Origin of the sequence: Mesorhizobium sp. WSM3626 (assembly GCF_000513935.1) — a bacterium.
GTDB lineage: Bacteria > Pseudomonadota > Alphaproteobacteria > Rhizobiales > Rhizobiaceae > Mesorhizobium > Mesorhizobium salmacidum.
Map to the genome: position 1 here is coordinate 47,988 of NZ_AZUY01000039.1, position 11,085 is coordinate 59,072.

Annotated in this window: 12 protein-coding genes and 1 tRNA gene; 7 read left to right on the plus strand and 6 right to left on the minus strand. The window is 62.5% G+C overall.

All coding sequences use genetic code 11. The features are described 5' to 3' along the window. Positions 1-4 precede the first annotated feature (4 nt). Positions 5-90 (minus strand) — tRNA-Leu (locus tag M653_RS0123240). 278 nt (positions 91-368) lie between these two features. After that, on the minus strand, positions 369-1,031 hold the full coding sequence (locus tag M653_RS0123245; protein WP_027145500.1) for an outer membrane protein: 663 nt from the start codon (positions 1,029-1,031) through the stop codon (positions 369-371). Positions 1,032-1,280: 249 nt separating this feature from the next. On the opposite strand from M653_RS0123245, the gene ade reads away from it, so the two are divergent. After that, positions 1,281-3,098, plus strand: coding sequence for an adenine deaminase (gene ade, locus M653_RS0123250; RefSeq protein WP_027145501.1), 1,818 nt, complete (start codon positions 1,281-1,283; stop codon positions 3,096-3,098). Positions 3,099-3,122: 24 nt separating this feature from the next. Here the strand turns inward: ade and M653_RS0123255 are convergent, their stop codons facing one another. Continuing rightward, positions 3,123-4,283, minus strand: coding sequence for an alpha/beta hydrolase (locus M653_RS0123255; protein ID WP_027145502.1), 1,161 nt, complete (start codon positions 4,281-4,283; stop codon positions 3,123-3,125). Between the two features lie 143 nt (positions 4,284-4,426). Further along, positions 4,427-5,524 (minus strand): alpha/beta hydrolase, encoded by a 1,098-nt coding sequence (locus M653_RS0123260; RefSeq protein WP_027145503.1) that lies wholly within the window; start codon positions 5,522-5,524, stop codon positions 4,427-4,429. A gap of 375 nt (positions 5,525-5,899) precedes the next feature. Here M653_RS0123260 and ilvA point away from each other — a divergent pair, with 375 nt between their 5' ends. After that, the gene (ilvA, locus tag M653_RS0123265; protein ID WP_027145504.1) at positions 5,900-7,156 is read left to right on the plus strand and encodes a threonine ammonia-lyase IlvA; all 1,257 of its coding nucleotides are present in this window, start codon (positions 5,900-5,902) and stop codon (positions 7,154-7,156) included. Next, positions 7,153-7,707: a DUF1697 domain-containing protein gene (locus M653_RS0123270; protein ID WP_027145505.1), complete on the plus strand. Its 555-nt coding sequence runs from the start codon at positions 7,153-7,155 to the stop codon at positions 7,705-7,707. Before ilvA ends, M653_RS0123270 begins: the two co-directional genes overlap by 4 nt. A gap of 44 nt (positions 7,708-7,751) precedes the next feature. Here M653_RS0123270 and M653_RS0123275 read toward each other — a convergent pair whose 3' ends face one another. Then, complete coding sequence (locus M653_RS0123275; protein ID WP_027145506.1) at positions 7,752-8,045, minus strand: DUF2218 domain-containing protein; 294 nt, start codon at positions 8,043-8,045, stop codon at positions 7,752-7,754. A gap of 129 nt (positions 8,046-8,174) precedes the next feature. Beyond that, on the minus strand, positions 8,175-8,615 hold the full coding sequence (gene gloA / locus M653_RS0123280) for a lactoylglutathione lyase (RefSeq protein WP_027145507.1): 441 nt from the start codon (positions 8,613-8,615) through the stop codon (positions 8,175-8,177). Positions 8,616-8,831: 216 nt separating this feature from the next. Here gloA and M653_RS0123285 point away from each other — a divergent pair, with 216 nt between their 5' ends. The 4 genes from M653_RS0123285 to M653_RS1000000135945 form a co-directional block, all read left to right on the plus strand. Next, entirely contained in the window at positions 8,832-9,428 is a 597-nt protein-coding gene (locus M653_RS0123285; protein ID WP_032935881.1) for a cold-shock protein, read from the plus strand. Positions 9,429-9,451: 23 nt separating this feature from the next. Further along, positions 9,452-10,015: a DUF192 domain-containing protein gene (locus M653_RS0123290; RefSeq protein WP_027145509.1), complete on the plus strand. Its 564-nt coding sequence runs from the start codon at positions 9,452-9,454 to the stop codon at positions 10,013-10,015. 19 nt (positions 10,016-10,034) lie between these two features. After that, positions 10,035-10,802: an alpha/beta hydrolase gene (locus M653_RS0123295; protein WP_027145510.1), complete on the plus strand. Its 768-nt coding sequence runs from the start codon at positions 10,035-10,037 to the stop codon at positions 10,800-10,802. Positions 10,803-10,930: 128 nt separating this feature from the next. After that, positions 10,931-11,085, plus strand: a 155-nt coding sequence (locus M653_RS1000000135945; protein ID WP_156938253.1) for a transposase, incomplete at its 3' end; no start/stop codon positions are given.

Here is an 11,085-nt window from a genome sequence, read left to right on the forward strand (position 1 = left end):
AATGTGGTGCGGACGACGGGAATCGAACCCGTACGATCAGAGATCGAGGGATTTTAAGTCCCTTGCGTCTACCAATTCCGCCACGTCCGCAGGCCAGCCCTTTTCAGACGCCAGACACAGCCCGTCAAGTCGTGTTCTGCGGTGCCCGAACGCGCAACCCAGAGGAGGTCGCGTAACGATACTGGCGCGATCACGGAATTATCCGCGCCGCGGGCGTGGGTAATATCTGGGCGGCGGACTTGATCCGCCTGGCCGGCGCCTCTCAGGCCCAACCCATCCCCCCGCCCACTTGGGAGCGCCGGCCGCCCCACATCCGGCAAGACAGGTCCGCGCGCTGCTTGTCCAGCAACGACGCCCGGTGGCCACGTTCAGAACTTGTAGCTGAGATTGACGCCGACCGTGTTCAGTTTCACGCTCTGATCGCGATCGCTGAAGGGGGCTGGCGCCTCATGGTTCTCTGAGCCGAAATCGTAATAGCGATATTGCGCGCCGACGACGAACTTGTCGGTCAGCGCGTAGTCGACGCCCGCGCCCACGGTCCAACCGACATTTGTGCGCGTGTTGTCAAACCCTGGCCCCGAGGTCTGCGACGTCTCGATGTCGGCAAACGCTATGCCGCCGATGCCGTAGACCAGCAGGCGGTCCACGGCGACGCCGGCCTTGGCGTTGACCGACCCGAACCACTTGATTTCGGCGCCGAATGTGTCTCCCAAGCCTGATTGCGCCGTGCCGTCCACCGAGGAATAGTTGAGGTCCGCCTCGGCGCCCAGCACGGCCTGATCGAACTGCCAAAGGCCGGCGACATGCCCGCCGACGAACCCTCCGTCGACGTCAGGCGTGATGGAAAACGGCGCGCCTTCCGTTGTGGTGATCTCGGAGCGGCCCCAGCCATATCCCGCCTGCAGGCCGGCATAGTAGCCGGTCCAGTCGAAGCCAGGCGCGGTCATCGGCACGTCGACTATCGCGTCGGCCGCGAAAGCCGGCACGGACAGGACTGCAAGAAGACCGGCACTTGCGACCAGGCGATGCATCGAACCCCCCGAGAAGAGTCAAATATCCTGGATCGGAACATAACCTGATCTGCGGCAAAACGGAATCGGATTTCCGCAAAGGTGATTAGGGCGAGGTCGAGCGCATCGCCGAGCGGATTCCGGCCGGCAACCCCAAGGTCGAAGTCGACCTGAAACCCGAGTAATCCGGCAAATCTCCAGGCAAATCCCTTCATCCTCGCTGGCCAAAACGCCGTCGGCTTGGCACAGTCGGGCAAACAGGAGTCTTTGATGGCCACGAAGCCGCCCGCTCGCGCGACGAAACCCAAACCGTGGACCGAAATGGCGACCGATCTGGTCGATGTCGCGATGGGCCGCAAACCCGCCGATCTCGTCATCCGCAACGGGCGCTGGGTGAACGTCCATTCGGGCGAGATCATCGCCGGCACCGACATCGCCATCTCAGGCGGTCGCTTCGCCTATTGCGGGCCGAATGCCGGCCACACGATCGGGCAGGGCACCAAGGTGGTCGACGCGGGCGGACGCTATCTCGTGCCCGGCCTTTGCGACGCGCATATGCATGTCGAGAGCGGCATGGTGACGGTCACCGAATTCTGCCGCGCCGTCATCCCGCACGGAACCACCTCGATGTTCATCGATCCGCACGAGATCGCCAATGTGCTGGGCCTGCCGGGCGTGCGGCTGATGCATGACGAGGCCGTGGCCATGCCCATCAACGTGCATGTGCAGATGCCGTCCTGCGTGCCCTCGGCGCCTGGGCTCGAACATGCCGGCGCCGAACTGACGGTCGCCGATGTCGCGGAAGCGATGGGCTGGGAAAACATCATCGGACTTGGCGAGGTGATGAATTTCCCGGGCGTCGCCGCCAACGATCCGGTGATGTCGGGCGAGATCGCCGCGACGGTCAAGGCCGGCAAGACGGTTGGCGGGCATTATGCCTCGCGCGATCTTGGTCTGCCGTTCCACGGCTATGTCGCCGGCGGACCCGAGGATGACCACGAGGGCACGCGCGCCGAGGACGCAATCGCCCGCGTACGCCAAGGCATGAAGGCAATGCTGCGGCTGGGCTCTGCCTGGTACGACGTTGCCTCGCAGATCAAGGCGGTGACGGAAAGCGGCATCGATCCGCGCAACTTCATCCTGTGCACCGACGACAGCCATTCCGGCACGCTGGTGCACGAGGGACACATGGACCGGGTGGTGCGCCACGCCATCAGCCAAGGTCTGAAGCCCGTGACCGCGATCCAGATGGCAACGCTCAACACCGCCCTTCATTTCAAGCTGGAACGCGAGATCGGTTCGATCGCGCCGGGGCGGTTGGCCGACCTGCTGATTGTCTCCGATCTCGCCGCAATGAGCATCGACGAGGTCTATGCGCGCGGCGTCAGGCTGGCCAAGGGCGGCAAGCTCGACATCCATATCCCGGCCTATGATTATCCGAAGACGGCGAAGAACACCGTCAAATTGGGCAAGAAACTGAAGGCCGGCGATTTCGATATCGCGGCACCCAAGGGCGCCAACGAAGTGCGGGTGCGGGTGATCGGTGTCATCGAGAACCAGGCACCCACGCGCGCGCTGGAGGCCGATCTGCCGGTCGAGGACGGATTGGTCGCCATGGATCGCCGCAACGACGTCTGCCAGATCGCGCTGGTCGAGCGGCACCGGGGCACGGGTGGCGTCACCAATGCCTTCGTCTCCGGTTTTGGTTACATGGCCGACTGCGCCATGGCCTCCAGCGTCGCCCATGACGCCCATCACATCATCTGCGTTGGCACCAACAAGCAGGACATGGCGCTGGCCGTGAACCGGCTGGGGGAAGTCGGCGGCGGGGTGGTGCTGTTCTCCAAGGGCAAGGAACTGGCGCTGGTCGAAATGCCGATCGCCGGGCTGATGTCGGACCAGCGCGCCGAGATCGTCGCCGCCAAGGCTGAGAAACTGACCGAGGCGATGCGCAAGATGGGCTGTTCCCTGAACAACGCCTATATGCAGCACTCGCTGCTGGCACTGGTGGTCATTCCGGAGTTGAGAATTTCCGACGTCGGGCTGATCGACGTAACGACGTTCCAGAAAGTCGATCTATTCGTCTGAAACCAGCCGTCCGCTCCTGGTTGCTCACCCGCCGGTGGCGATGGTCAGCACCTTGAACGGTGTCGTGATGATGACTTCGGCAGCCGAGCCGACGACCTTTCCCAGGCCCTGACCGATATCGGTGAGCTGTGCGGGGTCCTCGTCCGCGGCGAGGCCCGCCGGCGTGCGCAGCCTATTGCCGAGCAATTGCACCAGGAACGGGTTGTCGGCGAATTTCGCGTGGTTGAGGCCGCCGTCGCCGCCCTTGGTCTTGGTCAGGTCGACCACCGACACGCCATAGGAGGCGAGGTCGGCGGCATTGCCATAGTCGCCGACGCGCGGTTTGTCGCCAGAGATGAACGAGGACAATTTGAGAGCCCGGTCGTCGCCTGAAAGCAGCACGGCGAACGGCTTGTCGGGCTTGCCATAACGGATCATCTGCTTCTTGAACACGTCGACGTCGATATCCGGTGAGGCAAGGATGACATAACCCAGCTTGCCGCCGAGATCGCGGTCGCCGGTGATGGCGAGTTGGCGCAGCGCCTCCATCGTCAACCAGGTCCCCATCGAATGGGCAATGATGTCGATGCTCTTGACCCGCGTCTTGGCGAGCATCCTGAGCGTTGCTTCGAGATCGTCACGGGCGGCGGTGGAACTGTCCTTGTCGTAGATATAGCCCGTCGTCTTGGCGCTCGACGCCCACGAGAACAGCACCGGCGTACCCGGATATTTCGTGTCGTGGGCGATCTGCGTCAGCCGGTAGATGCCGTCGTCGAAACCATTGTTGAAGCCATGCACGAAAACCAGCGCACGGTCGCCGCGCATGGCGATATCGGTGCCGACTGCCTTGGCGAATTGCGGCGCGCCTTCGTAGAAGGTGACATCCCTGGCTGTGAAATCCTTGGCCGGGTTGCTGTTGGCCGAACCCTTGGCGCGCTCGATGTTGCCGACCTGATGGCTCTTCGGAATCGTGACATCGACCCGCGCGAAGCTGGTGGTCAGGGAACGGTCGCCGTCGAAGACCTGCCGCGGATCCTTCGCCGCCTTCTGGCGGGTGGTGGCGACAAATATTTCATGGCTGGCCGCAATATCGGATGCCGGCACGGTGACCGTCGTCCTGTTGAGCAGATCATGCGTATTTCCAGCGCAGCCAGCAACCAGCAGCGCGAACGCGACGACACCATAACTCTTCAAGCGCAAGGCCACGCGTCGGCTTCCGCATAAGGAGACGTCAAACGCATGACGTCGCTCGATACTCCGATAAGGCCAGAGACGGGCGCGGTCCAGTTCAAAGTAGGCCAATGGTTCGGCGATGGTGAACAGGCACGGCGAAAACCGCGGTGCCGCATCTACTGTCCAAGCAGGCTGATGCGGTCGGTCACGTCCCGGTCGCTGGCGAAACCATCGTCCTCGCGCAGCCGCTGGCCGATCATCTTCACCAGTGCCGGATTGTCGGCGAATTTCGTGTGGTTGAAGCTGTCGCTGCCTTTGACCTTGGAGAGATCGACGACCGTAACGCCGTAGGAGGCAAGGTCGGCGGCATCCTTGTAATCGCCGACGCGCGGCCGCGAGCCGGCGATCAGGCCGGACAACCTCAGCGCGCGGTCGTCGTCCGACAACAGCAGGATGAACGGCTTGTCGGGCTTGCCATAGCGGCGCATCTGGCTCTTGAACACATCGACATCGATGTCGGGAGAGGCCAGCACCACATCGCCAAGCTTGCCGCCAAGATCGCGATCGCCGCTGATGGCCATCTGGCGCAGCGTTTCCATTGTCACCCAGGTTCCCATCGAATGGGCGACAATGTCGATGCGCCGCGCACCGGACTGCTGCAGCATTCGCAAGGTCACTTCGAGCTGGTCGCGGGCGGCACTGGCGCTTTCCTTGTCATAGACATAGTCGGTGGTCTTGGCGCCCGAAGCCCAGGAAAACAGCACCGGCGTCCCGGGATAGCCGGAATCATGGACAATCTGGGTCAAGCGGTAGACGGCGTCGTCGAAGCCGGTGTTGTAGCCGTGGACGAAGACCATCACGCGGCCGCCGCGCGCCGCTATGTCGGCGTTGAGCGCGCTGGAGAATTTCGGCTGGGTGTCGTAGCCGACGACCTCGGAAGCCATGAAATACTTGGCCGGATCGTTCGACTTGCCGCGTGAGCGCCGCTCGATCTGCCCGGTCGTGTGGAGCCCCGGAACGGTGACGTTGACGCGGGCGTAGTTGAGCGTCGCCGAGCGTTCGCCGTCGAAAACCTTGTTGGGGTCATCGGAGGGCTTCCGGGTCGTGGCAATGAAGATCGAGTGGTTGCCCGCGATTTCCGTCACCGGGGCCGACATGACCGCGCTGCCGAGCAGTTCCTCGGTTTTGCGGCCGCCGCAGCCCGCCACCAGCAGCGCAAGCGCAAGAATGCAAATCGTCTTCAAATGCACGATAAAAATTCCACTCGAGCCCAAACAAGGGCCGTCCACCCTCCGCGATATCTCCCCAGCAGGCCAAGTGCGGCGGAAGTAAGTCGTGTCCAGCCGAAATGCGGTCGGCGCCTCGCGACGGCCTTCGCACTGTTGCGCGAAAGCCAAAGCGGCAGCAAGGCCGCAACGCCGCAGAGGGCAGGCGCCTGCATCTCGGCCGGATGTCGAATTCAGGCGCCCACCAATGCGCGGCTAGGCTCGATGCGAGAAAACATGAACAAACGTCCCCAAGTGCTTGCTAGCATTTCGGGACGGCGCCGTTGCGGGCGCGGGCTCGACCGGGCAATGGTCTTGCCGGGCCGGATGTGTAATAGGGATATTGTCTAACTCGCCCGCGGGCGATCCCGGGATGATCTTGCCATGACCAGCTTTTCCTCGCGCGTCGCCACCGCCGCCTCCGCGATCCGTCAGATCTTCCCGGAGACACCGCTGCAGGAAAATGACTATCTGTCGAAAAAGACCGGCGCCCGGGTGCTGTTGAAGCGCGAGGATTTGAGTCCGGTGCGCTCCTACAAGATCCGCGGCGCCTTCAACTTCTTCCGCAAGGCGCTTGGCGAGGGCAACCAGGCCGAGCTGTTCGTCTGCGCGTCCGCCGGCAACCATGCGCAGGGCTTTGCCTTCGTCTGTCGTCATTTCGGCAAGAAGGGCGTGGTCTTCATGCCGGTGACGACCCCGCAGCAGAAGATCGACAAGACCAGGCTGTTTGGCGGCGACTTTGTCGAGATCAGGCTGGTCGGCGATTTCTTCGACGACTGCTATCGCGCCGCCTTCGAATTCACCGAGAGCTCCGGTGCCCATATGGTGCCGCCCTTCGACCACAAGGACATCATCGAGGGCCAAGCGACGGTCGCCTATGAGATCGCGGACCAGATGCCGGGCGCGCGCATGCCCGACATCGTCATGCTGCCGGTGGGTGGCGGCGGTCTGGCTGCCGGGGTGACGCACTATTTCGCCGATCAGGGCCGTGAGGCCCGGTTCGTGTTTTGCGAGCCGGCCGGCGCGCCGAGCCTGCGCGAGAGCCTTGCGGCGGGAAAACGGCTGAAGCTCGCCAAGGTCGACAACTTCGTCGACGGCGCGGCGGTCGCCGAGATCGGCCGCGAACCTTTGCGCTATCTCAAGGAGTTTGCCGCCGACAGCGTGCGGTTGGTCCCGGAAAACCGGCTCTGCGCGACCATGATCGAGATGCTCAACGTCGAAGGCGTCGTACTCGAGCCGGCCGGCGCGCTGGCCATCGACGCGCTGAAGGATTTTTCCAGGAAGGAAATCCGGGGCAAGACCATCGTCGCTGTGGTGTCCGGGGGCAATTTCGATTTCGAGCGGCTGCCGGACGTCAAGGAACGGGCGCTGCGCTTCGAAGGCCTAAAGAAATACTTCATCATCCGCTTTCCGCAGCGGCCGGGCGCGTTGCGCGACTTCCTCGACATGCTGGGTCCGGATGATGATATCGCCCGCTTCGAATATCTGAAGAAGTCGGCGCGCAATTTCGGCTCGGTTCTGATCGGCATCGAAACCAAGGATCGGCGCAATTTCGACCTGCTGAAGGCGAATTTCGAGGCCGAGGGCGTCCAGTATCAGGACATCACCGACAATGAGACACTGGCGGGTTTCATAATATGAGCGGCAAGATCTTCATCGCGCTGTTTTCCGGCATCAATGTCGGCGGCAACCGCATCGTCAGGATGGCGGAGTTGCGGTCGTTCTTCGAGGGTCTCGGTTTTTCCGATGTCTCCACCTACGTGCAGAGCGGCAATGCCGTATTCCGCGCTGACAAGGGCGACGCCGCCGCGCTGACTAAACAGATCGAGGCGGCTTTCGAGGAAAAATGGGGCTTCCATTCGCGCATCATGGTGCGCGATTTCGAATGGTTCGAACGGCTGGTGCGCGAAAATCCCTATCCGGAAGCGGCCGCTGATCACACGAAGCTCCACGCCTATGCGCTGGAGCGTGAGCCAACCGCCGATGAGGTGGCGCGGCTGGCGGAAAAGTGCATGGGTCCCGAGCGTTTCGAGGTCAAGGGCGATGTGCTCTATCTCAGCGCGCCGGACGGGCTCGGCAAATCGGTGTTCGCCAGCCTCATTCCGCGCACGTTGAAAGTGCCGGGCACGGCCCGCAATTGGCGCTCAGTGCTGGCGCTGCTGGAAATGGCGCGCAAGTCCGGAAGCGATTGATCCACGCGTCTCGCCGGAAATGAGCGGCGACAGGCATGAACGAACTACGCCGCCTCGGCGCGTTTCCAATCGAAGGCCAGTTCTTCGCGGAACGCAAAGCGTTTGATGTGGTCGGCAACGACGCTTTCGAGGCGCTCGATCGAAGCGGACTCGTCGGTCGAAACCGTGATGTGCAACGCTGCCCCGTCGGCGTCCATGACCGTGCGGCCGAGTGATAGGTCGATGACGCCGTGATTGGGGTCGAACTCGACGGGAAACTTGTGCGCCCAATGTTTGCACAGCTGCTGCAGATAGCGGCTTGCGTGCGCCGTGGAGACATTGGCGTGGCTGGTTGGCATGAAGGGTTCTCCGAAGCTGAATCTCAAGACGTGGCGCTGCTCTTCAGGGCAGGCGCCATAGGCGCATAGATAGGCACAACCTGGCGAAACACCATGGAGTGGCCGCCGGCCACTCGAAAAGGTGATCGGTTACCAGCTTCCGGTATTCGCCATCGACGCCCACGGTTCCGCCTTGGCCTTGGCCGGACCTTTCTGCAGAAGCTCGATCGAGATGCCGTCCGGCGACCTGATAAAGGCCATATTGCCGTCGCGCGGCGGCCGGTTGATGGTGACGCCATTGTCCATCAGTCGCTGGCAGGTGGCGTAGATGTCGTCGACCTCGTAGGCGAGGTGGCCGAAATTGCGCCCGCCCTTGTAGTCTTCCGGATCCCAATTGTAGGTTAGCTCGACCAGCGGCGCCTTGTCGGCGATGCCGCTCTGCTCGTCTTCCGGAGCGGCCAGGAAGATCAGCGTGAAGCGGCCCTGCTCGTTTTCATAGCGGCGAACTTCCTTCAGCCCGAGCTTGTTGCAATAGAAATCGAGCGAGGCATCGACATCGGCGACGCGGACCATGGTGTGCAGATAGCGCATGTGTTTTCCTCGATCTGTTGGGTTGCGGCGCAACATAGGGTCGGCCCGGTCAAAGGGCAATCGCCGGGGTCAGGCAGCGCCGGCAAAGAACAAATCCGGTATTCCCGCAATGAACCGTGAAAAAAGGCACGTCAGGTCTTGCACATACCGGAAGCCGCGGTGTTAATCTGGTGTCAAGAATCAGTTGCGGTGTTCTTGAATAAAGGGGGCATTCTTATGGGGGAAAAGGCCTCTTTGACGGGGCGGGCCAATACCCTTGGCGACGCCTTGACACGCGACGAGGGCGGCGACGCCGCCGACCTCGCCGAAATTGCCGGCGCCATCAAGTGGTTCGATGTGGCCAAGGGCTATGGCTTCATCCTTCCGGATGACGGTGTTTCGGGCGATATCCTCCTCCATGTGACTTGTCTTCGACGGGACGGCTTCCAGACAGCCTTGGAAGGCGCGCGCGTGGTCTGTCTTGTGAAGCAGGGCGAGCGCGGGCTGCAGGCCTTCCGTGTGCTTTCCATGGATGTCACCACTGCCGTCCATCCCGCGGAAATGCAGGAACAGCGCACCCATGTCTCGGTGACGCCGGAGAGCGGGCTCGAACGCGCTCTGGTCAAATGGTTCAACCGCACCAAAGGGTTTGGCTTCCTGACGCGCGGCGAGGGCACCGAGGACATTTTCGTTCATATGGAGACCTTGCGCCGCTACGGCATCACCGAGCTTCGGCCGGGGCAGGTCGTACTTGTCCGTTTCGGCCGCGGTGACAAAGGCCTTATGGCTGCCGAAATTCACCCCGATATGGGCACCTTGCCGGTCTCGCATTAGGGCGATCCGGCCGAGGATTTCATATGAGACACAGGAACGGGCTGACGACGGGCGTGGTGTGCGCTGTGGCCGCCGTCATAGTCGCTGCAGCCGCATTCTTCTATTTCCAGGTACCCAGCGCGGCCGATGGCCAGGCGATGATCCTTCCGGTCGATCCCGCGCCGCTGGTCGTCGTGACCAAGAATGGTAAACGCTCCTTCTCGATCGAAGTCGCCGATACAGAGGCCGAGCGGGAAGCCGGCCTGATGTTTCGCGAGGACATGGCCGCCAATCATGGCATGCTGTTCGTTTTCGATGAGACACGCGACGTCAGTTTCTGGATGAAGAATACGCCGATGCCGCTCGATCTGATCTTTGTCGGTCAGGACGGCAGGATCCGCGCGATCAAGCAGGGTGAGCCGCAATCCGAGGCGATCGTCTCACCCGGCGAGCCGGTCCGCTTCGTGCTCGAACTCAAGGCTGGCACTGCCGCCAGGGACGGCATCGCGGATGGCGATCTGCTGCGCCATCCGGCGATCGGCACGGCTCCGGGGCCAGGCATGCCGCCCGCGGACAAGGGCGATTCTCCGAACGTCGATTCTGATTGAGCGCCGGGACCGCCTTCCGATGCAGTTTTTCTCCCATGACGGGTTCGATCTAGCCTTCCTCGACCGCCAACCGGCATCGGGCGAGGGCGATCCGGTGCTGATGATCCATGGCTTCGCCTCGAGCCACTACGTCAACTGGGTGTCGCCCGGCTGGTTCAAGACGCTCAACGATGCCGGCTATCGCGCCATCGCCTTCGACAATCGCGGCCACGGCTCGTCATCCAAGAGTTACGACGAGGCCGATTATACACCCGCGAAAATGGCTTCGGATGCCGCTGCCTTGCTCGATCATCTCGGCATCGAACGGGCCCATGTCATGGGCTATTCGATGGGCGCGCGAATTGCTGCCTTCCTGGCACTGTCCGACCCGGACAAGGTGGCGACGCTGGTCTTTGGCGGCCTCGGCATCGGCATGATTGACGGCGTCGGCGATTGGGATCCGATCGCCGCCGCTCTCCTTGCCGAGGATCCGGCCGCGACAACCCATCCGCGCGGCCGCTCTTTTCGCGCCTTCGCCGACCAGACCCGAAGCGACCGCCGGGCGCTTGCCGCCTGCATCGTCACCTCACGGGAATTGCTTGGTGAAGAGGATATCGCCCGCATAGCCCAGCCGACGCTGGTCGCGGTCGGTACCAACGACGACATTGGCGGATCGCCGGACGAGCTTGCGGCGCTGATGCCCAACGCCAGGGCCTTCCACATCGAGGGCCGCGACCATATGCTGGCCGTCGGGGACAAGACCTTCAAGCAACGCGTGCTGGAGTTCTACGCCGAATATCCGCTCTGAGGCTTCGATTTCTTTTGGACCAAGGGTCTCGGGCCGCGAAATTGACCTAGGGCGTAGTGACGATTTAACGGGTTGGGATTCCCAAGGAAGGGCAAATCAGATTCAACGCTGATTTTTGGAGGTCAGCGATGGACTGCGATGCGCTTCGAGAGGATCAGTGGGAACGGATCAAGGGCTTTGTGCCTGGCGGTACGAAGGGCAAGCGCGGCCCGCGCACCGACAACCGGAAGTTCCTCGATGCCCTGCTGTGGATGGCCCGCTCGGGTGGGCGCTGGCGTGATCT

Coding starts and splice junctions, on each gene's coding strand:
- M653_RS0123245 (WP_027145500.1), bottom strand. CDS start 1,031: ATGCATCGCCTGGTCGCAAGTGCCGGTCTTCTTGCAGTCCTGTCCGTG.
- ade (WP_027145501.1), top strand. CDS start 1,281: ATGGCCACGAAGCCGCCCGCTCGCGCGACGAAACCCAAACCGTGGACC.
- ilvA (WP_027145504.1), top strand. CDS start 5,900: ATGACCAGCTTTTCCTCGCGCGTCGCCACCGCCGCCTCCGCGATCCGT.
- M653_RS0123270 (WP_027145505.1), top strand. CDS start 7,153: ATGAGCGGCAAGATCTTCATCGCGCTGTTTTCCGGCATCAATGTCGGC.
- M653_RS0123275 (WP_027145506.1), bottom strand. CDS start 8,045: ATGCCAACCAGCCACGCCAATGTCTCCACGGCGCACGCAAGCCGCTAT.
- gloA (WP_027145507.1), bottom strand. CDS start 8,615: ATGCGCTATCTGCACACCATGGTCCGCGTCGCCGATGTCGATGCCTCG.
- M653_RS0123285 (WP_032935881.1), top strand. CDS start 8,832: ATGGGGGAAAAGGCCTCTTTGACGGGGCGGGCCAATACCCTTGGCGAC.
- M653_RS0123290 (WP_027145509.1), top strand. CDS start 9,452: ATGAGACACAGGAACGGGCTGACGACGGGCGTGGTGTGCGCTGTGGCC.
- M653_RS0123295 (WP_027145510.1), top strand. CDS start 10,035: ATGCAGTTTTTCTCCCATGACGGGTTCGATCTAGCCTTCCTCGACCGC.